The 22,906-nt window shown below is 57.7% G+C and carries 27 protein-coding genes; 21 read left to right on the top strand and 6 right to left on the bottom strand.

Translation table 11 applies throughout. The features are described from left to right. The first annotated feature begins 11 nt into the window (after positions 1 to 11). The 5 genes from POF45_RS22125 to POF45_RS22145 are packed head-to-tail and all read left to right on the top strand — an operon-like array spanning position 12 to position 1,806. A complete protein-coding gene (locus tag POF45_RS22125; RefSeq protein ID WP_282316747.1) occupies positions 12 to 305 on the top strand; it encodes a hypothetical protein in 294 nt (97 codons plus the stop codon). Beyond that, complete coding sequence (locus tag POF45_RS22130; RefSeq protein ID WP_282316748.1) at positions 302 to 634, top strand: head-tail connector protein; 333 nt, start codon at positions 302 to 304, stop codon at positions 632 to 634. Before POF45_RS22125 ends, POF45_RS22130 begins: the two co-directional genes overlap by 4 nt. After that, entirely contained in the window at positions 631 to 966 is a 336-nt protein-coding gene (locus tag POF45_RS22135) for a phage head closure protein (protein WP_282316749.1), read from the top strand. The genes POF45_RS22130 and POF45_RS22135 overlap by 4 nt, the downstream gene beginning before the upstream one ends. Then, positions 959 to 1,444: an HK97-gp10 family putative phage morphogenesis protein gene (locus tag POF45_RS22140; protein WP_282316750.1), complete on the top strand. Its 486-nt coding sequence runs from the start codon at positions 959 to 961 to the stop codon at positions 1,442 to 1,444. Before POF45_RS22135 ends, POF45_RS22140 begins: the two co-directional genes overlap by 8 nt. Next, entirely contained in the window at positions 1,444 to 1,806 is a 363-nt protein-coding gene (locus tag POF45_RS22145; protein ID WP_282316751.1) for a DUF3168 domain-containing protein, read from the top strand. Before POF45_RS22140 ends, POF45_RS22145 begins: the two co-directional genes overlap by 1 nt. A gap of 19 nt (positions 1,807 to 1,825) precedes the next feature. On the opposite strand, the gene POF45_RS22150 is transcribed toward POF45_RS22145, so the two are convergent. Beyond that, positions 1,826 to 1,963, bottom strand: coding sequence for a hypothetical protein (locus POF45_RS22150; RefSeq protein ID WP_282316752.1), 138 nt, complete (start codon positions 1,961 to 1,963; stop codon positions 1,826 to 1,828). 132 nt (positions 1,964 to 2,095) lie between these two features. Between POF45_RS22150 and POF45_RS22155 the strand changes: the two genes are divergently transcribed. The 15 genes from POF45_RS22155 (at position 2,096) to POF45_RS22225 (ending at position 16,910) form a co-directional block, all read left to right on the top strand. Continuing rightward, positions 2,096 to 2,593, top strand: coding sequence for a phage tail tube protein (locus tag POF45_RS22155; protein WP_282316753.1), 498 nt, complete (start codon positions 2,096 to 2,098; stop codon positions 2,591 to 2,593). Beyond that, a complete protein-coding gene (locus POF45_RS22160) occupies positions 2,593 to 2,928 on the top strand; it encodes a phage tail assembly chaperone family protein, TAC (protein WP_282316754.1) in 336 nt (111 codons plus the stop codon). The genes POF45_RS22155 and POF45_RS22160 overlap by 1 nt, the downstream gene beginning before the upstream one ends. Before the next feature lie 32 nt (positions 2,929 to 2,960). Beyond that, positions 2,961 to 3,224, top strand: a complete 264-nt coding sequence (locus POF45_RS22165; RefSeq protein ID WP_282316755.1) for a hypothetical protein — start codon at positions 2,961 to 2,963, stop codon at positions 3,222 to 3,224. Between the two features lie 400 nt (positions 3,225 to 3,624). Continuing rightward, entirely contained in the window at positions 3,625 to 6,639 is a 3,015-nt protein-coding gene (locus tag POF45_RS22170) for a phage tail tape measure protein (RefSeq protein WP_282316756.1), read from the top strand. Further along, on the top strand, positions 6,639 to 6,983 hold the full coding sequence (locus tag POF45_RS22175) for a phage tail protein (RefSeq protein ID WP_282316757.1): 345 nt from the start codon (positions 6,639 to 6,641) through the stop codon (positions 6,981 to 6,983). The genes POF45_RS22170 and POF45_RS22175 overlap by 1 nt, the downstream gene beginning before the upstream one ends. A 54-nt stretch (positions 6,984 to 7,037) precedes the next feature. Then, a complete protein-coding gene (locus POF45_RS22180; RefSeq protein ID WP_282316758.1) occupies positions 7,038 to 7,739 on the top strand; it encodes a phage minor tail protein L in 702 nt (233 codons plus the stop codon). Positions 7,740 to 7,741: 2 nt separating this feature from the next. Further along, positions 7,742 to 8,524 (top strand): C40 family peptidase, encoded by a 783-nt coding sequence (locus POF45_RS22185; protein WP_282316759.1) that lies wholly within the window; start codon positions 7,742 to 7,744, stop codon positions 8,522 to 8,524. Next, the gene (locus POF45_RS22190) at positions 8,521 to 9,105 is read left to right on the top strand and encodes a tail assembly protein (protein ID WP_282316760.1); all 585 of its coding nucleotides are present in this window, start codon (positions 8,521 to 8,523) and stop codon (positions 9,103 to 9,105) included. Before POF45_RS22185 ends, POF45_RS22190 begins: the two co-directional genes overlap by 4 nt. A 54-nt stretch (positions 9,106 to 9,159) precedes the next feature. Then, on the top strand, positions 9,160 to 13,068 hold the full coding sequence (locus tag POF45_RS22195; protein WP_282316761.1) for a TipJ family phage tail tip protein: 3,909 nt from the start codon (positions 9,160 to 9,162) through the stop codon (positions 13,066 to 13,068). Between the two features lie 40 nt (positions 13,069 to 13,108). Beyond that, positions 13,109 to 13,372 carry a hypothetical protein gene (locus POF45_RS22200; RefSeq protein ID WP_282316762.1) on the top strand — a complete coding sequence of 88 codons (264 nt, stop codon included), beginning with the start codon at positions 13,109 to 13,111 and terminating at the stop codon, positions 13,370 to 13,372. A gap of 2 nt (positions 13,373 to 13,374) precedes the next feature. Further along, positions 13,375 to 14,262 carry a hypothetical protein gene (locus tag POF45_RS22205; RefSeq protein WP_282316764.1) on the top strand — a complete coding sequence of 296 codons (888 nt, stop codon included), beginning with the start codon at positions 13,375 to 13,377 and terminating at the stop codon, positions 14,260 to 14,262. Positions 14,263 to 14,376: 114 nt separating this feature from the next. Continuing rightward, the gene (locus POF45_RS22210; protein WP_431978614.1) at positions 14,377 to 15,105 is read left to right on the top strand and encodes a phage tail protein; all 729 of its coding nucleotides are present in this window, start codon (positions 14,377 to 14,379) and stop codon (positions 15,103 to 15,105) included. A gap of 374 nt (positions 15,106 to 15,479) precedes the next feature. After that, entirely contained in the window at positions 15,480 to 15,809 is a 330-nt protein-coding gene (locus tag POF45_RS22215; RefSeq protein WP_282317454.1) for a phage tail protein, read from the top strand. A 61-nt stretch (positions 15,810 to 15,870) separates the two neighbouring features. Then, positions 15,871 to 16,404: a glycoside hydrolase family 19 protein gene (locus POF45_RS22220; protein ID WP_282316766.1), complete on the top strand. Its 534-nt coding sequence runs from the start codon at positions 15,871 to 15,873 to the stop codon at positions 16,402 to 16,404. Continuing rightward, complete coding sequence (locus POF45_RS22225) at positions 16,401 to 16,910, top strand: lysis system i-spanin subunit Rz (protein WP_282316767.1); 510 nt, start codon at positions 16,401 to 16,403, stop codon at positions 16,908 to 16,910. The genes POF45_RS22220 and POF45_RS22225 overlap by 4 nt, the downstream gene beginning before the upstream one ends. A 107-nt stretch (positions 16,911 to 17,017) precedes the next feature. Here POF45_RS22225 and POF45_RS22230 read toward each other — a convergent pair whose 3' ends face one another. The 5 genes from POF45_RS22230 to POF45_RS22255 all read right to left on the bottom strand — a co-directional run bounded on the left by POF45_RS22230 (position 17,018) and on the right by POF45_RS22255 (position 21,354). Continuing rightward, entirely contained in the window at positions 17,018 to 17,542 is a 525-nt protein-coding gene (locus POF45_RS22230) for a hypothetical protein (protein WP_282316768.1), read from the bottom strand. Between the two features lie 384 nt (positions 17,543 to 17,926). Continuing rightward, the gene (locus POF45_RS22240) at positions 17,927 to 18,175 is read right to left on the bottom strand and encodes a bacteriocin immunity protein (RefSeq protein ID WP_282316769.1); all 249 of its coding nucleotides are present in this window, start codon (positions 18,173 to 18,175) and stop codon (positions 17,927 to 17,929) included. Further along, positions 18,172 to 19,524: an S-type pyocin domain-containing protein gene (locus tag POF45_RS22245; RefSeq protein WP_282316772.1), complete on the bottom strand. Its 1,353-nt coding sequence runs from the start codon at positions 19,522 to 19,524 to the stop codon at positions 18,172 to 18,174. Before POF45_RS22245 ends, POF45_RS22240 begins: the two co-directional genes overlap by 4 nt. A gap of 429 nt (positions 19,525 to 19,953) precedes the next feature. Continuing rightward, positions 19,954 to 20,268 (bottom strand): STAS-like domain-containing protein, encoded by a 315-nt coding sequence (locus POF45_RS22250; RefSeq protein WP_282316774.1) that lies wholly within the window; start codon positions 20,266 to 20,268, stop codon positions 19,954 to 19,956. Positions 20,269 to 20,370: 102 nt separating this feature from the next. Beyond that, complete coding sequence (locus POF45_RS22255; RefSeq protein ID WP_282316775.1) at positions 20,371 to 21,354, bottom strand: ATP-binding protein; 984 nt, start codon at positions 21,352 to 21,354, stop codon at positions 20,371 to 20,373. A gap of 536 nt (positions 21,355 to 21,890) precedes the next feature. Between POF45_RS22255 and POF45_RS22260 the strand changes: the two genes are divergently transcribed. After that, on the top strand, positions 21,891 to 22,622 hold the full coding sequence (locus POF45_RS22260) for a LexA family transcriptional regulator (protein ID WP_259503106.1): 732 nt from the start codon (positions 21,891 to 21,893) through the stop codon (positions 22,620 to 22,622). The last annotated feature ends 284 nt before the right edge of the window (positions 22,623 to 22,906 follow it).

Raw genomic sequence — 22,906 nt, forward strand, 5'->3', positions numbered from 1 at the left:
CCGACAGGGCTATGAAAAAGATTCGTGCACTGCGTCAGTTTTCCCATTACCACGCCGGCAACTTCGACCAGTTCGAACAGCGCCGCGTTTTGCCCGAAATCGCAGAACAATTGATTGCGTTGGGGTTGGCAGAAGAGGTTTTGGAAGATCCAATCTTGGTGCCAGAGCCAGAGCCAGAGCCAGAGCCAGAGCCAGAGCCAGAGCCAGAGCCAGAGCCAGAGCCAGAGCCAGAGCCAGAGCCAGAGCCAGAGCCAGAAAACCAGGCCAACAACGAAACCGCCAAGAAGTCAGGTGCCAAAAAATGAGCATCCCTGTCACCGACCTGATTCCGATGACGTTGATGCGCAAGCATCTTCGCGTTGACGACGATGGCGATGACGACTTGATCGAGCTTTACGCGGAGTCGGCTCTGGCCTGGGCGTTGTGGTATTGCGACAACCCCGCGTTAAAAGCTGTCGCGGACTTCCCTGCGTCGTTCAAGGCTGCGCTTCTACTTCTGCTGGGGCATTCCTACGCGAGTCGCGAGGCTGTGGTAATCGGCACTATCACCGCAGAGCTGCCGCTGGCTGTGGATTCCCTGCTCTGGTCGTCCCGTAATTTTCGTGGTCCACCCGATGTTGAGGTGGCGCCGTGAGAGCCGGGGATCTGCGTCACCGCATGCTGTTCCAAAAGCTGGTGCCGGGTGTCGACCCGGAAACCCAAGAGCCTATCCCGGGCGTTTGGGTTGATGTCGTGACTGTCTCGGCAGCCATCGAGCCGCTGAGTGCCCGTGACTTCATCGCAGCACGGGCGGTGCAGTCCGAAGTGGTTGGCCGGATTGTTATCCGCCGGCGCACGGACATTGATGCGTCGATGCGTGGCGTCTATCGCGGGCAGATCTACAGCATCAAGGGCGTTCTTCCTGACCCCAAGTCGGGTTTGGAATATCTGACGCTGCCCTACGCCGAGGGGGTGAATGATGGCTGAGCAGATCAAGTTCAGCCTGGTGGGCATGGATAGCCTGCTGGGAAAAATTGGCGCAGTGAACCACGACGTTCGGCGCAAGGGTGGCAGGACCGCATTGCGGCGTGCTGCCGAGCTGGTTGCCGAGAAAGCCAGGGAAGGCGCTCGGCGCTGGGATGATCCAGAGACAGGCCGATCCATTGCAGACAACATCGTGTTGCGCTGGAACGGTCGGCTATTCCGGCGAACCGGTGATCTCGGGTTTCGTGTGGGGGTGTTGCACGGCGCCGTGCTGATCAAAAACGGCAGCAAATCCACCAACGCACCGACACCACACTGGCGTCTCCTGGAGTTCGGCACCGAACACATCAAGGCCGACCCGGCTTTGCGCCCGGCGCTGGAGAACAATATCGCTGAGGTCACTCAGGTGTTCGCCACCCAAATGGAGGCCGCCATCGACAGGGCTGCACGGCGCGCGGCGCGCGCTGCAAGGAGTAGCTGATGTTCGCACCGATCAACGCGGTATGCGCGGCAGACCCCGGAGTGGTTGCTTTGCTGGGGAGCCCAATACGTCTGTATCCGTTCGGCGATGCCCCGGACAAGGTCGCCAAGCCGTACGCAGTCTGGCAGACCATCGGGGGCGATCCGGAGAACTACCTGGCCGGCCGTCCCGACATTGATGGATTCACCCTGCAGGTCGACGTCTATGCCGACACCGGAAGCTCGGCCCGAGCCGTGGCCGAGGCCGTTCGTGACGCGATTGAGCTGAAGGCCTACATCATCCGCTGGGGTGGCGACAGTCGTGACCCGGCCACAAAGAACTATCGGTACAGCTTCGATGTGAGTTGGTTTGTACCCCGCTGAAGGACAGCGGGGCGAATTGTCAGTGCTTCTTGTACATATCTTCAAAGTCCTTCATTGCATCCATCAGGTTGTCGAACTGCTCTTGCTGGAGTTCTTCTTTTGCCTTGATGGCTGGCAATCCAAGCAGCTTGCGGAACATCTGTTTCAACTGGTTCATCTGTTTTTCCTCGAGTGTGCCGAATTGGCCAATGCATCCTAATGCATAAAATTCGGACGAATTTCGAGCACTTTCCCATTCTCATTGCCCGCCCAGCGCGGGTATTTTTTTGCCCGACATTTGGAGAACGCCATGTCGATTCTTTCCCAAGGAACCCAGGTATACGCACTGGTCCCGCCACCTACCGGTGCCGGGCCGATGACAGTCATGGAAATTGAGTGCGCCACTAGCTTCGACCCGGGCGGCGCTCCAGCCGAGCAGATTGAAGACACCTGTCTCTCTGCCCAGGAGCGCAGCTACAAAAAAGGCCTGCGTACACCTGGCCAGGCCTCCCTCGGCCTGAACGCTGACCCGAACAACGCAAGCCATATTCGCCTGCATCAGCTGTCCGAAACGGATGGCGACACCACGATCAAGTGGGTGGTGGGCTGGTCCGACGGCAAGGACATTGCCCCGACCGTCTCTGAAGATGGCGACGACTTCGTTTTGGCCAAGACTCGTACCTGGTTCGCATTCCAGGGCTACGTGGCCGACTTCCCATTCACCTTCGCGCAGAACGCTGTGGTTGCTTCGACAGTGTCGATTCAGCGCTCGGGCGGTTCCGCCTGGATTCGTAAGGTCACCGCTTAATGGAACTGAATATCGCAAACCTGAAAAAATCGAAGGCGTTCACGGCGCGACCGGTTGAAAAGCAGATCGAATGGTCTGGCTCAAAATTCACCTGCTTCGTGCGGCCGCTGTCGTACCAGACCGCTGTGGGCGATATCGCCGCCCATCGCGGCGCTGACCCCCTGGCTTCCCGCATTGCGTCCAGCATCTGTGATGCCGAGGGTAAGGCGGTGTTCTCCGTAGCCGACATCACTGGCGAGGCTGATCCGGAGAAAGGCGCACTCGACCCCGACCTGACCAACCTGCTGCTGATCGCGATCGGCGAGGTTCAAAACGCGGGAAAGAAAGCGCGCTAGAGCCGATTGATGAAATATGGTGCGAGCTGGTCATGAACGGGATAGGCGGCCGCACCATCGCCGAGGCGCAGGAAAACATGACCTATTCCGAGTTTCTGGTCTGGGTGAAATTTCGTGCCAAGCGCGGATCGCTTCACCCCGGCATGCGGGTCGAGATGGCCCTGGCCCAGTTCCAGGCGTTCTATGTCAATTCGAAGACAGGCAAGGATGCGCAGAAGCTGTACCAGCAGGACTTTGCGCCGCACATGGATCCGCGAGTTGAATCGCTTGAGGAGGCTGTGGCGTCTTGGGATTAGATTTGTGCTATGTCGAATAGCTGTTGCGATGTTAAATTGCCCCTTTCTAATTGTTGGAATCGTTATGAATAGGGAACGTTTGGACTTTTGCGTGTTTATCTCGAAAGTTATGGCCGTGTTGTCGGTGCTCGCCGCAATGATTGTTCTTTATAATTTTGGGCGGGTCGAGATTGTTAGCAGTCCGAGTTATTTGAGTGCGGGGCAGCTGACTATGAATTGGCCCGTTATATTCGGGTGTCTTATAAGTTCTGTATATGCTCTTTTGTTTGCGGCGATGTTAAGTGCAGTTAGATATGCTTGCTGTTTTGCTCAAGACGCAGTCAATGCTCTGAAGAAGTAGTGTTATTTTTAATTTAATTGAACCCGCTACGGCGGGTTTTTTTATGCCTGGAGAAAATATATGGCGGGCTCACTTGGCACTCTAACGCTCGACCTGATTGCCAAGATTGGCGGGTTCACTGGGCCGATGGATCAAGCGGGTAGAGCTGCAAAAAAATCATCCAAAGAAATGACAGACGCCGCCAATCAGGCGTCCCTTGCCTGGAGTCTTTTGGGCGAGGTTGCGGCGGGTGCCGTGGCTGCATTCTCGGTAGCCAGCATTTTTGGCCGATTTGTTACCGAGACGAAAAATGCCGAAGCGGAACAGGCCCAGCTCGGCGCAGTGCTTAAGTCGACAGGTCAGGCTGCGGGCTACAGTCGTGACCAATTAAATGAAATGGCGGCCGCTATGGAGGCCGCCACGACTTTCTCGGCTGGCGATTTAAATCAGGCGCAAACGACGTTGCTCGCCTTTTCTGGGGTTGTGGGAAATCAGTTCAATCGAGCCCTACAGGCTGCGGCCGACATGGCTGCCCGCACTGGAACGAGTGTGAAGGATGCGGCTGAGTTAATTGGCCGAGCGCTTGACATTCCCTCTCAAGGACTCACGTCTTTGAGTAAGCAAGGTTTCAGATTTTCGGAGGAGCAGAAGAAGCTCGCACTTGCCATGGAGTCGACAGGCAATGTTGCTGGCGCCCAACAGATCATTTTGAAGTCGTTGGAGGAATCCTATGGCGGCGCGGCAGCGGCTGCTCGGGATACGTTTGGCGGCTCTCTGGTGGCTTTGCAGAATACGGTATCCGGCCTTTTAACCGGCGAGGGGAGTCTTGAGTCTGCAAAGGATGCAGCGAATACACTGAACAAGGTTCTCGCCAATCCAGCCACAAAGACAGCGCTCGACGCGACAGCGCAAGCGGCTTTGGTACTGGCTGGCGTTCTCTCGATACGACTTGCAGGGTCGGCGGCAAGCGCCGCAGCATCGTTCGTTCTGGTTCAGGCCGACACCATTCGTTACCAAGCGACTCTGGCCCGCATGGCTGGGGTTTCTGCTGCCGCCGCCGCTGGCATTGCAACTGTTACTGCCTCCGCTCGAGCCGCATCAGCGGCCATGGCTCTTCTTGGCGGGCCTGTGGGTGCAGCGCTACTTGCCGGCAGCGCTCTGGTTTACTTTGCAACTCGGGCCAGCGAGGCGGATAAAGCCTCGGCAGCACTCGACGAGCGAATTGCAAAGCTAAATACAACTTTTGCCACCATGAAGGCAGATCAGGCTGCTGCTGCGATTCCTGATTACACGAAGAAACTTGAAAGCGCGACAATGGCCGCCGACGCTATCAATGCAAGAATATTCACACTTAACGACAACATAAAAAGATTTCCCCAAAGCCCAAGTCTCGAAAACTGGAAGGCAGACCTTATTCAAGCGAAAGGCGCTGCTGTTGGTGCGAATGAAGCTGTAGATGGATTGAAGGCGGCTATTGCAGATTTAAACAAAATGGCCGGTAAAGCTGATGTCTCTGTCGCGGTATCCGAAGCATCAAAGGTCTATACGGAGATGGCCAAAAAGATCGACGAGCAGATCCTGCTGGCCGATAAGAGCACTGAGGCCGACAAGTTAGCCGCCCGAATTAAAGCTGGGCTTGTTGAAGGGCTGAAGGCTGGCGAGGGTGACCTGCTTGTTGCGTCACAGAGGCGTGCCGACGCTGCGGTCAGAGCAGCGGAATCCACCAAGAAAGCCGACGAATCTGCCAAGGCTTCAGCCAAGTCGGCGGCCGAGGCGCTGTCCAAGCGCGGCGTAGACGCAGAAGAAGGCTATCGTCGCCAGATTGCGTTGATCGACGAAACCACCGGCAAGCAGCACAAGGCCAGCGAAGTCTCGAAGCTGTCCTTCGAGCTTGAGTCTGGGAAGCTCAAAGGTGTCAGCGCTGATCGGCAGAAGGCTCTGAAAGACCTGGCCGCCGAACTCGACGCAAAGCTCAGCCTGAAAAAGCAAAACGAGGAAGACCTGAAGCTGGCCACCCTGGCAGCGAACCTCAAGGACAGCAACACAACGGTTCGGCAAGGCTTCGAGATGGAACTGGCGGGTGCCGGCTCTGGCGACAAATTCAGGGAACGGCTAAGGGAAAATCTCGCGATCGAGCAGGACTACCAGAAGCAGCGCGCCGAGATGTACAAGCAGTACAAGCAGGCCGAACTGCTGGGCGACCCTGATGCCAAGTCTTCTTATGACGCGGAAACACAGTTGCTCGAAGAGGCGCTGGCCGAGCGCATGGTCATTCAGCAAGACTATTACAACGAGCAGGACAAAGCCCAATCCAACTGGATGGATGGCGTCAGCGATGCCTGGCAGAACTACGTCGATGCGGCACAGGACTACACGACCCAGGCCGCAGAGGTGACGTCATCGATCCTGGACAGCGCCACCGACGGTCTGGGCACCTTCCTGTCTGATGTGGCGAGCGGAGCCGAAACCGCGAGCGATGCTCTCGGTGATCTGGTGGCCAACTTCGCCAAGTCGACGCTGAAGGCGCTATCTGATATGGCAGCTCAATGGCTGATCTATCAGGCCGTGCAACTGCTGGTGGGTAAGACCACGCAGGCGAGCGCGGTGCCGACGCTGGTGGCCAACGCCCAGGCGACCGCCTTTCAGGCCAGCCTTGCCGCGTTCGCTTCGACGGCAGCGATTCCTATCGTCGGTCCTGCTGCGGCGCCCGCTGCTGCGGCAGCTGCTGCTGCGGCCACCGCGCCGATGGTTGCCGGTGTCGCCAGTGCGGCGCTGGCGGGTATGGCGCACGACGGCATCGACGCTGTTCCGGAGACGGGCACCTGGCTGCTGCAAAAGGGCGAGCGGGTGACTACGGCCGGCACCAGTGCAAAGCTCGATGCAACGCTTGAACAGCTGCGGGCATCAGGTGCTGGCGGCGGTGGAGGCGGTGGTATCACCATCAACGCCCCCGTCACCATGCAGGCCCAGCCGGGCACGAGTGATGCTGATGCGCGCCGGCAGGGAGAAATGGCCGGCGAGGGTTTAACGACCATGATCCGGCGAGTTCTCCAAGGTGAAATGGGGCAGGGCGGTTTGCTCTGGAAGAGGGTTTGATGGCTGAGACATTCAACTACTGCGCTCAGATCGGCGCCGACGGTGAGGTAGAGCAAAGCACCTGGGAAAACGACTTTGGCGATGGCTACACCCAAGCCGGCGGCATCGGTATCAACACCAAGCGGCAGACCTGGAACATGACGTTCACCGGTCCGCTGGCGCCAGGTGCTGACCTGAAAGGCATCTGGGAATTTCTAGACCGCCACGAAGGCTATAAGTCCTTTCTCTGGACGCCGCCCGGTGGCGTGCAAGGACGTTACCGATGCACCGGGTACAAGCCGCGCCCACTCGGGGCCAGCCTGTACACGCTGACTTTCGTCTTCAAGCAGGTGTTCAACCCGTAACCGTTTCGCTCCCACAGCCCCGCCCAGTGCGGGGTTTTCTGTTTCTGAGGCCCTATGAATTACAACACTGATATCCAGAAGCTGGAGCCGGGTAACCAGATCCGGCTGTTCGAGCTCGACGCCACGCGCCTGGGTGCCAATCTCTGGCGCTTCCACGGCCACGCCCAGGAAGGCGACATCATTTGGCAGGGGCAGGTTTATTCGCCGCTCCAGATCACGGCCAAGGGCTTCGACATCCGTGGCGATGGTCGGCCAGCATCACCGACGCTGCAGGTGGCCAACGAACTGGGTGGCGTGCCCGGAGCCATCACCGCGCTGTGTTTGCAGTTCCGCGACTTGGCCGGTGCCAAGGTGCGCGTCATCGAGACGTTCCGCCACTTCCTGGACGCGGCGAACTTCCCCGAGGGAAACCCGACCGCCAGTGACCAGAGCAAGGTGAACCTCTGGTACATCGAGCAGAAGACCGAGGAGACCCGCGCCACCGTGGTGTTTGAACTGTCGAGCCCCACGGACATGGAGGGCCAGCAGCTGCCGTCACAGCAGATCACCAAGCTCTGCCGGTGGGCCTGTCGTGGCGGCTATCGCGGTGAGGCCTGCGCCTACATGGGGGGAGCGATGTTCACCAAGAAGAACGAGGCCACGGATAACCCGGCGCTGGACCGCTGCGGCGGCTGGTGGAGCAGCTGCAAGCTGCGCGGCAACACTCGCCGGTTCGGCGGCTCAATGGGCGCGAGCCTGATCACAAGTTCGAGGTAACCATGCGAATCAACAAACAGTTGCAGGACGCCATCCGCGCCCATGCGGCACGGGCGTACCCGGCCGAAGCCTGCGGTCTGCTGATCAGCAGCGCCGGCGGCCGGGAGTACATCCCCTGTGCCAACGTGGCCAAGACTGATCGGGAGAACTTCCAGCTCTGCGAACGCGACCAAGCCGCCGCCGAGGATCGCGGCGAGGTGCTGGCGATCATTCATAGCCACCCGGACAAGGCGCCGACGCCGAGCATGGCCGACCGGGTCAGTTGCGAGCTGCATGAATTGCCCTGGGGCATCGTTGGCTGGCCGGGCGGGGAGTTCGAGTGGTTCAAGCCGTCGGGCTTCCAGGCGCCGCTGCTGGGCCGGGACTTTTCCCATGGCCTGCTTGACTGCTGGTCGGCCTGCCGCGATTGGTATGCCCGAGAGGCGGGCCTGAAACTGCCGAACTTCGAGCGGCAGGATCTGTGGTGGGAAGATGAAAGCGGCCCGAGCTTGTATGAGGAGAATTTCAAGGCCACCGGTTTCTACCAGGTGGAGACGGCGCAACGCGGCGACATGCTTGTGTTGCAGATCCCGACGCCGGGGCGTAACTGCTTTCACCCCAATCATGCGGCCATCTATCTGGGTGACGAACCGGCCCTGATCAGTGAGCCAGCAGCCACGCTGGGCGGTTCTGGCCCATTCATCTATCACCACATGCCCGGGCGCCTGGCCAGTCGCGAGATTTACGGCTGGTCCCAAGCCAACCGTGTGAAATTGATCCTTCGACACAAGGACTATCGACCATGAAGCGCACCATCAAACTTGGCGGCGTACTGGGCAAACGCTTCGGTCGCCAATACGTCCTCGACATCCATGGTGTGCTTGATGCCACGAGCGCGCTGTGCAACATGAAGCCCGGCTTCGAGCAGTTCATGCGCCAGGCTGAAGAGCGTGGCCTTGTCTTCGCGGTGTTTGTCGACGAGCGAAACATCGGGCAAGAAGAGCTGGACTTGAAGGGCTCCGGCGCCGGCGATATCCGAATCATGCCGATCATCCAAGGCAGCAAGCAGGCCGGCATGTTTCAAACCCTGCTGGGCGTAGCGCTGATCGTTGCCGGGATGTTCACGGGGGGTACGACCTCGGTGCTGGGCATGGGGTTACTGGCCGCCGGCGCCGCTGTCGCCTTGGGTGGCGTGGTGCAGATGTTGTCGCCGACTACGAAAACCAACACCAGCGACAAGAACGATGACGGCAACAACCCGAGCTACGGTTTCGGCGGTGCCGTCACGACCATCGCCCAGGGCAACCCGTATCCGCTGCTGTACGGCGAGCGTGAGATTGGCGGGGCCATCGAGTCAGGCGGGATCTACACCCAAGACAACATCTGAATCACACCACACAACCACACCCGCTTCGGCGGGTTTTTGCATCTGGAGGGGCGCATGAGCGCAGCAGCAAACAAGGCGCCGCGTGAAGCAGCAAGCAAGCGCCGCGCGGTCGCCGGCAGCAAGGGAGGTCAAGCCAAGGAGAAAAAACCGAGCATTGCCCTGAACGGCGTGCCGTCGATCTCCACTGCGCGAATCGTCTACATGTGGAGTTGGGGCCCCATTGTTGGGCCGGTGGATGGCCTGCGCTCGATCAAGCTGGACGGCACACCTATCCAGGCCCTGGACGGTACGGTCAACTATCCAAGCGTGAAATGGCAGTTCCGCAATGGCGAACTGAATCAGGCGCGTCTGGAAGGCAATACCGAATCCAGTAACGAGATCGACGTCAAGCAAGAGCTGATCTTCGGCACGCCGTGGCTGCACACCATCACCAACTCGGTTATCGACGCAGTGCGCCTGCGTTTGAGTTGGCCAACACTTCGCAGCCAGGATGCCGCCGGCAACATCAACGGCGTTCGCGTCGATTACGCCGTGGATATCTCTACCGACAATGGCCCGTATGTTGAGGCGCTGGTCACGTTCGTCGACCGTAAGAACGTCACCGAATACGAGCGGGCGCACCGGATTGAGTTGCCCGCCGGCGGCCGCTGGACTATTCGCGTTCGGCGCCTGACCCCGAACGCGTCCTCTGACTTGGTTGCTGACCAGATGGTGGTCAAGGCGATTGCCGAGGTTGTCGACAGTGACCAGGAATACCCGCTCACCGCCGTCAGCAGCATCGAATACGACGCCCAGACCTTCGGCGGCGATATCGCCAAGATCGCCGTCCTGATGCGTGGCCGTATTATCCGCGTCCCAGCCAACTACGACGCCGCGACCCGCACGTATGCAACGGCCGGAACTGGAACAAGCAACGGAATTTGGGATGGTACCTTCAAGGAGGCTTACACCAACAACCCGGCCTGGATCTTTTACGACCTGGTGCTGCACCCGTATTACGGTCTCGGTGAGCGCATCGACGCCACCATGGTTGATCGCTGGTCGTTGTACCGAATTGCCCAGTACTGCGACCAGATGGTGCCCGACGGCAAGGGTGGTCAGGTGCCGCGCTTCACCTGCAATCTCTATTTCCAGAAGCAGGCCGAGGCCTACGCGGTGTTACAGGATCTGGCCTCGATCTTCCACGGCATGGCCTATTGGGACGGCAGCCAGATTGTCGTCAACGCCGATATGCCTGGCGATCCGGTCTACACCTACAGCCCGGCCCAGATCCTGAACAATGGGGAAATCAAATACGAAGGCACCCGGGCGCGGGATCGGCACACGTTGGCCATGGTCGCCTGGGACAATCCGGATCAGGGATTTGAAACGGACAAGGAACCGGTGTTTGATGATGACGCCATGGCCGAGCTCGGCATGGTGCGGGAACTCTCCGTAGACGCCATCGGCTGCACATCGCTGGGACAGGCTCAGCGCGCCGGGCAATGGGCGCTGCTGACTGAGCAGTTACAGACACGCGGCGCGACCATGCGTGTTGGTCTGGACGGCCAAATCCCGAAACCTGGCCAAGTGATCGCGCTGGCCGATCCTGCGTTGGCAGGCCGAGCGAATGGTGGGCGTATTTCGGCGGTCGCCGGTCGAGTCATCACCTTGGACCGGGATACTGCGGTACCTGCCGGCGCCCGGCTCTTCGTCAACCTGCCCAGTGGTAAGTCAGAGGCCCGCGTAGTCCGCTCTGCTGTCGGCCGGGCAATCACCGTCATGGCCGATTACAGCGAGGTGCCCGAGGCTGAGTGCGGTTGGGCGCTGGATTACGACGACCTGAAGCTGATGCAGTTTTACGTCAGGAACGTGACGCGTCCCGAGTGGCATCAGTACCAGCTCGAAATGATCCAGCACGAGCCGAGCAAATTCAACGCTATCGACTTCGGAGCTGTAGTCGATCCACGCCCGATCACGGGTATACCGATCGGCACACAAGCGGCTCCGGCGCGGGTGTTGATCAGTCAGCACGTTGTGATTGAGCAGGGCATTGCGGTGACCAGCATGTCCATTGCCTGGGACGCAGCGCCCGGCGCGGTGGGGTATGACGTCGAATGGCGCTGGGGTGCCCGGGAATGGATGAAGATGCCGCGCACCGGTGAACTGATGGTGGATGTTCGCGGGATTTACTCCGGCCAGTACCTGGCCAGGGTGCGCGCTGTCAGTGCATTGAACGTGTCGTCCATGCCGACCAACTCGGTTTTGACCAATCTCGAGGGCAAGGCAGGCTTGCCGCCGGCGGTGTCATTCCTCACGGCCACGCCGCTGCTGTTCGGCATCGGCTTGAAGTGGGGCTTCCCCGCTGGCGCCGAGGACACTCAGCGCACGGAAATCTGGTATGGGCAGACCACCAGCCTGCCAGACGCGACCAAGCTGGCGGATCTGGCCTACCCACAAAGCGACTACAGCCTGCAGCAGCTGAAGGCCGGTGCCACGTTGTTCTTCTGGGCGCGCCTGGTGGATCGGACCGGCAACGTGGGGCCGTTCTACCCGGTAGGCAGCGGGGTGATGGGGCAGGCCAGCTCGGAAGCAGCGCCGATTCTCGACCTGTTGACCGGCAAGATCACTGAGACGGAGCTCGGAAAGCACTTGCTGGATGAGATTGATTTGATTTCTGGCAGCGGGCCGGGGTCGGTGAATGATCGCCTGGGTCAGGCCAAAGAGGAGCTGGCCGAGCTGATTGATCAGGTGACCGATGCCTTGGTGTATGACCCAGCGAAGAGGTACGTCATCGGCGAGATCGTTCGGCAGGGCCAGCACCTGTATCAGGCAATCGAAGCAGTACCAGTCGACACAGCACCACCAAACGCCAGCTACTGGACTGATGTCGGAACCCTTTTGCAATCCGCCAACGCGCTGGCCGAGCAGGTGGCGCTCAACACCACCAAGATTACCGAGGTAGACGGCAAGGTCACTGCTTCGGCAACGGCCTTGCAGTCGCTGCGGGCGGCATACCGTGCGGACGATGGATCGGCATCGCTGGCCGGGGTTATCAACGACTGGGAGGTCAGCGCGTCGTTTGCGCAGCAAGTGAAGGTTCAGGCTTCCGATAATCTGGCGCAGGTCGAGCGCACCACGGCACTGGATGCAGCGGTGGGCGAGAACAAGGCGGGCATCCGCTCGCTGGAAACTGTGGTCGCGTCCGACAAGATGGCCACCGCCGATCGCTTGGACCAATTGAAGGCGGGCGTCGATGGCAACGCAGCGGACATTCAGCAGGTTGAGACTGCTCAAGCGGCCACTGATGAAGCAGTGGCCGGCGTGAAGAATACCGTGCGAGCGGTGTACTCCATGGGCAGGGATGATACCGGTGACGGAGCGCTATCGGGGGTGATCAAGGATTGGCAGAGCACAGCGCTGTTTGCGCAGGAAACCCGCGCCCTGGCCACGGCGGATAAAGCCCAGGTTGAACGCTCGGAGCAGTTGCAGGCATCGATCAATGGCAATGCCGCCGCCGTACAGACGGTATCCAAGGCCCAGGCAACGGCCGAGGGCAAGATGGAAACGCTGTGGTCGGTAAAAATGGAGACCACCGCAGGCGGGCAAAAGTACGCTGCTTCCTTCGGGCTGGGGCTTCAGGTTGACCCAAGCGGAGTGTCGTCCCAGTTCGTCGTCAGGGCCGACACCTTCATGTTGCTGAACCTGATCAACGGCACGCCGGTCTCGCCGTTCGCAGTATCGGGCGGGCAGACGTTCATTCGTGACGCGTTTATCCAGGACGGCACCATCACCAACGCGAAGATCGGCGATTACATCTGCTCTACGAATTATGTGCCCGGGCAGACCGGCTGGGCAATTTTCAAGAATGGGGGGTTTGAAATGAACGGACAAGGCGCGGGGCAGGCTCGCCTGGCGATAAATAACAACTCCGTGAAGCTTTATCACCCAAACGGCAATCTCGCCATCAATATGAGTGTGTGAAATGACTGGACTGACAATTCAAAGTCCCGCAGGAGCGGTCATGCTCGATATGACTATGAGCATTAGCCAAGACCAGGGTTACGTCGATACCGGTGGGATCAATGGCTCTATTGCCATTCCTCCTCCGCCAATTGGAAAGACTCAGTTCTTTGCAGTTGTTCCGCTCGTTGACATGCAGCGGGAGGCCGGTCACCTGCCTGGCGTTACGATGACACCAGGGGCCTTGTCTTGGGCGTACAGCTATGTAACCAGGGGTTGGGGGTTCTTTTCAGCCAACGCCAGAATTTTCTATGGGTACTATTAAGCATGGCAGGCTTAACCGTATACAAAGACAACGGCCAGATGCTTTTCGACACCACCAAGATTTCTTATGGTTTAGTGAAGAGTGGATACATGACTTTCCAGCAGTCGTGGTCGCGAAGGGGATTAAGGTCAGCTCAGCTTGATCCTGGAGAGGGGACAAACTGGACCCCTGTTCAAAACGTCGCTCAAGATAAGGGAGACAACCTGTTTGGGTTCACTCTGACCAATGCGCGTAATCCCATTGTTTTTCTCGTTGGATCTGGAACGCTTAACGGCTCCCAGCGAATCGGCGACACCATTACATTCCTGTACTCGAATGCTACGTCTGCAACGCGGTATTACTGTTTCGATTTGATGGCCGATAATTTCGTCGGGACACCGTTTCTGAAGATCTATAACCAGAGCGGGGCTCTTACATTTAATTCCCTGCAGCCACCTCTCAATATAATTGGTCAATATACCGCTCCGCCACCCGACCCACGCACGCAAGGTGGCCGAATTTATTTGACCTATCTGGGAGGAAGAACACAGCGCCGCCAGTTGAGAGTGCCACCTAACTACCCAATGCCGCAGGCTGACTGCATTTACGACGTACCTCTGAGTCCCGGAGTGGAGTATGCAGCCTTTCTTCCTTGGTCCCGGGGCGGAGGGATCATGGACTTTAGCTCTGGAGATAGCGGCGATGCCGCTGCTTATGGCGTCGTGGAGGGGGCTTATGGGCGCACTGGAGGCATCAGTTTCATGTTTGGGGCTTCTGCTGGGACCACAGATTCCAGGGCCATGGCGGGCGGCGGCGTACCCGCTGGAATAAGTTATAGCAACATAGCAACTGATCGATACCCGACAGCGCTCATCATACAAACCGCTGGACTTCCACTTCCATTTAACTGATTCAACTCGAACTTTCATGCCCGCCCAGTGCGGGTATTTTTATGACCAAATTTTGGAGGCTCCATGCCCTGGTACAGAGAAGGAAAGGTAACTGTCACAAACGGGTCAACGAGTGTGACCGGCTTGGGAACCGATTTTGCATCGAACAGTCGGGTGGGTGACGCATTTATTGGCCCGAATGGTGCGCTTCACGAGGTGACCAATATCGCCAGCGCAACGGTGCTGGCAATCTTCCCGGCATATGCCGGCCCCACGGTCGCCGGCGCGAGCTATACGCTGGCCCCAGTTCAGGGGTACGTGAAGCAGCTCGCCGATCAGGCACAAAGCATCATCCAGCAGTGGGGCTCGACACTGGCCGGGCTGGGAGCGGTCTCGACTGAAAATGTCGTTCCCATCGCGAAAGGTGGTACGGGCGCGACGACGGCAGCGGCAGCAAGGACAGCGCTTGAGCTGAAGAGAACCGCCATCACCGATATCGTCGGCACGGTGGCTCAGTTGGGCGGTGTCCCGACCGGCGCCATTATTGAGTCAGGCAGCACCTCCACCGGTTCCTACACCAAGTTCGCTGATGGGACGCTGATCAGCATTATTAAAAATGTCGGGCCTTTCCCTGTGACGGCAAACGCTGCGACGGTAGTGGGTCCTTTTGCTGTCCCTGTGGCGTTCGCGAGTGGGGATTTCTTTTGCTATGCCGTCGCCGCCCCCTCCGCAACCAACGATACGTCCGGCGTGGTCAGCGCGTACTCGGTATCGCAGACCAGTATGTCGTTCGTGTACAGGAACGGTCCGGTCGGGCAAAGCATCGTTAATTTGAAAATGTTGTGTATAGGGAGGTGGTTCTGATGCGGATCAAATTATGGCCGACGCGGTGCGATGATGTTTTGCGCATCGAGAAGCGTGGCGACGTGCTGACAGTGAATGGTGAGGTATTTGATTTCACCCGGCTCGCCGACGGCGGCACGCTGCCGGGTGGTGCCGTCTCCAGCAGGTGGTTCATGGGCGACATCGATAAGGTGGACGGGGAAATCAGGTTGGCCATGTTCCTACCGATCCCGGCGAACTACACCCAGGAGCAGGCCTTTCCGGCGCCTCTGGAAAATGTGCCCGATGGCGCAGTAAGGCTTCCGCCGTCGCCGGTCGATACGCCGGCGCCGGAGTGGGCACCCGTGCAGGGAGGTGTTGGTGCAATCAACTGGGCTCTGTTGGTCACCGCTGAAATGAAGGCGGAAACGACGGCAGCGGCGCGACTGGCTGAGGCCAGAACAGAGCTGGCTGCCAAGAACGCAAGGGCCGTGGTGCAGATTGCGCGCATTCAGGACCGTGTCGACACCCTGGGGTACGGCATCGATGCCGGTGAGGCGACTGAAGAGGACGAGGTGGAGCAGGCCGCGTTGCTGCTGAGTCTGAAAGCCTGGAAGGCCTACAAGTTTGCCCTCGGCAAGGTCACCGCCCAACCGACCTGGTACGCCGCACCGGTATGGCCGGCCGAGCCGGACGTTCCGGTGATCGCCGCCGACCCTGAAGTTAACGCTGCCGATTTGATGTAGCTCGTCGAACTCGCACAACGCACCCGCCATCGAGCGGGTATTTTTTTGCCTGGAGAAAAGTATGCCCATCACGCAACAACAGCTATTGCAGATCCTCCCGAACGCCGGCGCCAAAGCCGGCGTTTTTGTTTCTGTCCTGAACACGGCGATGCAGCGCTACCAGATCGTGGGTCTCCAGCGGGTCGCCGCGTTCATTGCTCAGGTTGGCCATGAGTCTGGCCAGCTCCGTTACGTCCGTGAAATCTGGGGGCCGACCGCGCAACAGGCCGGGTATGAGGGCCGCAAGGACCTGGGTAACACCGTGGCGGGTGATGGCTCCAAATACCGTGGCCGTGGCCTGATCCAGATTACTGGCCGCGCCAATTACGCGGCCTGCGGTGAGGCCCTGGGCCTGGACCTGATCAAGCAGCCTGAACTGCTGGAGCAGCCGCAGTATGCGTGCCTGTCGGCGGCGTGGTTCTGGGCGACCAAAGGCCTGAACACCCTGGCCGATGCCGGGAGCTTCGACAAGATCACGCAGCGGATCAATGGCGGGCAGAACGGCGTCGCTGATCGAAGGGCGCTGTACGCCACGGCGCTGAAGGTGTTGGCGTGAGTCTCCTGTCATGGAAATTGGCCGGTTTGCTGGTGGTGGTGCTGGTCACCGCCGCTGGCACATGGCAGGTGCAGGAGTGGCGCTACGGCAACCAGCTCGCCGAGCAGGCCAGGTTGCACACCGAAACGCTCAACCAGTTGGCCGTGGCCACCAGGACCCAGCAGCAGGCCGAGCAAGACAAGCGCCTGGCGCTCGAACAGCGCCTGACTGCCAGCGACCAAACCCATCACAAGGAATTGACCGATGCTCAAACCAATCAGGCTCGCCTGCGCGATCGCCTTGCCACTGCTGATCTGCGGCTGTCAGTCCTCCTCGACGCTGCGGATTCAGCCAGTGGCTGTTCAATGCCTGCCACCCCCAGCGCCGGCGGCGTGGTTCATGGAGGAGCGCGCGCCCGACTTGACCCAGCGCATGCTCAACGAATTGTCGGCATCGCCGGCGACGGCGATCAAGGACTGATCGCGCTACGGGCATGCCAGGCGTATGTCAGGGATATTGTGCGATGACCTACATTCACGGTCGCAAAAATTAACATGCCGTGAAGGTGGGTCGGCCTGTTGGCGGTGTTCACCCGGGCCTGAAGCGGGCTGTGGTGTCGAGAGGATGGGCTCAACTAGTTAAACTTGTTCCACTGCCCTCCGTTAAATTTCACGGTCAGACGGTACGGTTCACCTTCGTTAATCCAATCCAGAGCAACTGCCTCACCCGACGCAAGCGATACTTTCTTCGTTATCGAATATTGGGCAGGTTTACCATCTTGACCTTTGACGCTCTGGTCCATCGTGATAGTCGTATTTACGCGCCCTGCCTTCTCGAACTGGCCGGGAACTTGGGCCTCTGGAGTTACTACTAGGCGGTAGCCATACACCTGCGGAACAACATGGGTGATGATCTTGTTACCCTCTTTCACCTGCTCAATAGCGCCAACCGTATCTTGATGTGCAAGAACGCTGGGGTGCCCATCCCCGGTAGCCATGAGTAAATCGAAAACCGTTTCTGCGGAGCCAGATGGCGTGGCGCTGAAATGCTCCAGCTTGCCTCCGTAGTTGAAATTGTATTGCCCTTCCGAGCCTAACGCGAAGCAGCTAACTGAAATTGCACTTAAAGTAGCTCCTATCAATAGTTCACGAAATTTCATTTGAACCCCTTTCTTTTGCGGGAGCTTCAAGGAAGTTTCTCCCTCTATTTTATTAACATGACCTCAATCCATGTAGAGAAAACGGAATAGGTCACGCTGACCCCAAAATAGGGTGGCTTACTGGTGGCGGTCGCCTGGGCCCGAAATCGGGCTTGGAGGGCTGCAACCCTTGAATTTTAAGGGCTTCACCATGGGCCCAGGTGACGGGCAAGGTGGCCTGCTCGGACCAAATCCCGTTAACTGGAATTCGTAACAGAAAATCCCATTTTCGGAATCACCGCTGCCGGTGTCCAAGGACTGATCGCGCTGGCGGTATGCCGGGCGTATGTCAGGGAAGTTTCAGTACCGAAGTAAAACAGGGCGGCCAGTCCCGCAGATTTATCTCTACGCTTTGAAGCCTGGCAAGCCTTGAGCGGCACGCCACTCCTTGACTGTGTGGGTGATACCTTCGGCTGAATCATCCGCCCCATCTTCCGGGTAGAAGATCAGGTCAGAGCCAGCAGGGTGCTCACTCACCTCTTCAAAGTGGAACACTAATTCATCCACATCCGGCTCAGTTCCATCGTGGCTAATGATGCGCTGTAGCAGGGCTACGAATTCGCTTTCAGTGTATTCACTAAATGTGCTTTTCATGATTTTTGACGGTCTTCCTTGTGGATTTCAGCGTGACGTTTTGGCGTGGCTACGGAGAGGTTATCAACATCGTAAACAGCGCCGCCATGTTGAATGTGTTCGATGTGGTGAATCTCATAACGACCATTCTTGCCGTTGCGTTCTGCTTTCGGTGCGAACGGCGAATTGCCTTTTGCTAGCCATTCTTGGTTGGTGGGCTTGAACTGACTCAGTAGCTCTGGATCATTGCCCACGGCAGTCCACAGTGCAGCCCTGAAATCATCAAAGCTCTTAAACTTTTGCCCTCTCAATTGATCTGCGATTCTCGTAGGTATCGGTGCCCCGAGCCCAGTGCCAGCCCCCCCAAGCCAGATGCCTGACACGTCTTGCCCTTGACCAGTAACAGCACCCGGTGAGTGGCGAGCGTTGATTACGATGTACAGCGGCTGCACACCAGAGCCAGCAGGGAACACAAGGATAAAGTCCTTGTACTCAGGCGGATAGATCGGATTAACGATGATGTTATCTGCCTGCTCAGTAGGCGGATAAATCCAAATCTGTGGGGCTTGAGGAGCGCCTTCTAGCGGTGGAATTCCTGACGTACTGGACGGGTCAACGGCTGGAGTCCATATCAGTGTTACGCCGTTGCCAAAGTCAGCCACTTGCTGGGAGCCTTGAGCAACGAACTGGACTACAGGAATCATTTCCCAGTTGGTGCGCTTCTGGGTGTTGTACCCGTAACCCTTGAGTGTGCCATCGGCCTGCTGCTCGACACGCAAGCGGACACGTGTGCGGGCTTGCTTGAGTGATTGGAGCTGTTCTTCTGAGTAGAGGGAGCTGTCGCCCAAGCTCGACGGCCACAGTAGCGCAACCACTCCCGCCAAAGCTCCAGCAGCAACACCGGCAGTAACTACCCCGGCACCACCAGCAGCACCCGCACCCGTTGCAGCAGTCCCGGTAGCTACAGCAGCTCCAGCAGTGCAGAGGCCACCACAGGACGCACTCGCAGCAGTAGCGGCCCCGCCTAAAAGAAGTGTTCCCAGTGCGGTCGGTAAGGCGCTACCACCGATTTTCTGGAGGGGAATGTTCCCGTCTGCATCCGTTTCACGACCACCAAGAATGGAGAATTCGCCGTAGTTGGCTACTTTCTCGACTGGGATAAACCCGGCTGGTTTTTTGTGGTCGATCACACCGTCAGGAAGGTCACAGCTCTTTGCGAACACACAGCCCGCGGTGCTGGGCTTGGCGTCTTTCTTCGGCGGAAGGTCTTTGTATTCCGCCCAGCGCTGGGCATGGATATCAACAGGTTCTACACCGCTGCTGCTACTAGTCGCGTTGGGCAAGGCTGGTCTTGGTACATAACCGGACATGCAGCTTCCTTTTCGTCCTTGGGGAATCCCGGCAGAAGCTGGGGCAGAGTGAAGTTACCGGGAAGCCTTGGCGCTGGCTGTAGGACTTGTCCTAAAAAACCAGCTCCGCTTTCCCCTGTTCCATGTCACTACTGGAGGCGAATGGTAACCGCTCTAGCGCGAGGGTTTGAATGGTGGCGTTTTGAGGCTGCAACAGCCACGGTGCGGGGCATGGAGGAGCGCGCGCCCGACTTGACCCGGCGCATGCTCAACGAATTGTCGCCATCACCGGTGACTGATCGCGCTTCAGGCATGCCAAGCGCACTTGCGGCGATTCGTTGGAAATGAAAGAGCCTAGCGATAGACCGGGCTCCACAAGCCGATATCTCCAGAGGTCTGAGCGATATCTGCAGGAATAAAAAATCCCGCACTGGGCGGGATTTTTTATGTTTAGGCTATAGCCCGTTGGTCTTCTAGCTGATGAACCCTATCGTTGATGACGAATTTGATTATCGCCTTTACGTCATCAGGACAGTTTTTGAACGAGATGCGAGAGAGAATCGCTCTGCCGCGCTTGAGTACCAGTGCCCCAACCAGTTCATCAACAAACGATTGGGTGGCTTCATTGCCAGAAAAATCAATGGCAACATTCATGCCGTTGTCGAGTGAGGTTTCGATGTCCTTTCGATACGGCGTAGCAGAAGCCCTCATACCAAGCGTGCGGATGGTCGATGACCTCGCGAGACTGATCATTTGGGTTTGCATGACGCTTTCCTCGGAAATATGCGCTGATGTGATTCTAGTAGCGCTTGTGTAGATGCGCGAATGTATTCATGTGACACGGAAAAATCCATAACAATTTTGTATCTAGTCGAACCTGATTTCTCCGTCAACCACGAAATCATCCTGCGGCAGGAGCGACGGAATGTTCACCTGCGGCAATTTGTCGCGCTTGCATGAGAAGGCGATTGCTACTCCGCCCCAAGGGGATTTCTTGAGACAAAATTCGCCCTTTGTTTCTGTATGAATGCAGGCGTCTCCACTGGCAATAATCAAATGGCCGTCAGCCGCTTCTGCGATTCTAGCTGTTGTAGTCAAGCCGACACCTTGATTTTGGCTATCACTCTCATAGCCGATATTCGGGCCTCGATTGCAGCTAACCCTTTCGAGAAGTGCAGCCTGTATCGCATTCATGTGCGTGGGCTCTGCTAGCGAACCGTGTGTCTTTAGCGTCGCTAGAAAGCCACAGCCGTTGTCCACGATTGCAAGCCTAACCGAGTTTGAGTCTTCAAAATGCTGACACGCAACCCACACGGACGATCCTTGGCCACCCTCCCTCTTTGCATGGGACAGCGAATTTTCCAAAAGCTCTTTCAGGGCGTACTCAATAGGCCTGCGGCAAGAGTCAAGCTCAGGATTTTCAGTTTCCGAGTCGTAGGCTGCGCCGGTCATCGCCTGGACAAGTCTAGAAGCAATAATTTCTGACTGGTCCTGATCCGCGACCCTTATGAGCTCAACACACTTGAACGGCTCGCCACTGGTATTGCGTGCGTCTTCATTAATACCTTCGACATTGAGACCTTGAAAAAAGTCCATTCGCACAAGGTAGTAGGCCATCCGCTCCTGCAAATAGCGGATGTAGACACACTTGCCGTCAGGCTGACATTCAAGGGTCGCTCGGAGCGTCGCTAGGCCCAAGGGATCAATAAATACGAGCTCCGATGCGTCAAGCACTACGTCGCCTGTACGAGACGTGACCTGGCTACACAGACTAAAAAGCGCTTCCGGATCGGAGGCGCTTAGAGAGCGTGGAAAGTAGATCGCATCCGCTGCGTAGAGATGGCCGAGCACGTTCACTTCCCTGAAATAATTTTCTGATTCAACAATATATCTAAAGCGCCATCACTTTTACAGCTTTGGCGCAGTCATCCGTCCGTTACAGATAGTTAGGGTGGCAGGCGCGATGGATGGATACCTGCCAAAGCAGAGGCATTTCACTTGTCTAAAACTACCTCACTCTATGTCGGTTTCATTGACCTAAACACGGGCTATCTGACCGCTGAGTTTTAGACACTTGATCTCTGAAAGCCCTTATTTGTAAGGCCTTCCGCCACTTCAAGCCCATACTGCTGCATCATTGGCGTGTGGGAGGACAGATCGGAGATAGCTTTATTCATCGGTAACTTAGGAATACTCGTTGAAAGGTGTGGGGCAAAGGAGGGGCATCGGCCCGGCTTTTCCGCGATGGGCGCAAGATTACCATGGGCGGTCTACCTGACGCAGGCATGAAAGCCCTGCGGCATCTTTGCGACCCAGTGCAGTACTTATGCGAAAATTATGCAATTCTGCATTTGTCTTCTGAAAAAAGATCAAGCACTATTCGTGTTATGCAAAAACGCAATGTATCAACCGTCTTAAGAGCACTGCTCGACCAGCACGGAATCTCCCCCACGGAGCTTCACCGTCGCACCGGCGTGCCTCAATCCACTCTGTCGCGGATTCTCAGCGGGAAGATCGTCGATCCTTCGGATAAACACATCTCGAAGATCGCCGAATACTTTTCCGTGAGCACCGATCAGTTGCGCGGGCGCGTCGATGTTTCGCCGGCGGCTGGCGGGCGCGATCAGTTGCATTCGGAACTCAAGGACATAAGCTTGTGGGACGACGATACGCCTGTCGACGACGACGAGGTGTCGGTCCCCTTTCTTCGAGAGGTTGAATTGGCTGCTGGATCAGGAAGATTCGTCATCGAAGAAAGCGAGCGTTCCAGCTTGCGCTTCGGCAAACGCAGTCTGCGTCACAACGGTGTGCAGTTCGACCAGGCCAAATGCGTGACCGTACGCGGCAACAGCATGTTGCCGGTGCTGCGCGACGGCGCCACAGTGGGCGTGAATGCTGGCAAGAGCGCCATTGGTGACATCGTCGACGGCGACCTCTATGCGATCAACCATAACGGCCAGTTGCGGGTGAAACAGCTGTATCGCCTGCCCACCGGTATCCGCCTGCGCAGCTTCAATCGCGACGAGCACCCGGACGAGGACTACACTTTCCAGGAAATCCAGGAAGAGCAGATTGTCATCCTCGGACACGTCTTCTGGTGGGGCATGTACGCCCGCTAAAGTCATCCCGGTCAGATAAAACCCGCTTCGGCGGGTTTTTTTTCGTCTGGCAAAAACCATCAATGCCTTTGTTTACGGGGCTTTTATGCGCCTGTGCATTTATGCTGCATAAATAAATGCATTTACGCATTGACTGAGTATGCGTGAATGCATATTCTGTGTCCCAAGCCGCTCAACAAAGTGGCTCGAAACGAAGCTCTTTAGTTCCACAACACAAAGGCAGCGATGAACCGGCCTCAACGGTTCAGAGGGTTGGCAACTGACCCGGGTGTGCAGCGTAAAGC

The organism is Pseudomonas fungipugnans (assembly GCF_029955235.1).
GTDB classification, from domain to species: Bacteria; Pseudomonadota; Gammaproteobacteria; order Pseudomonadales; family Pseudomonadaceae; genus Aquipseudomonas; species Aquipseudomonas fungipugnans.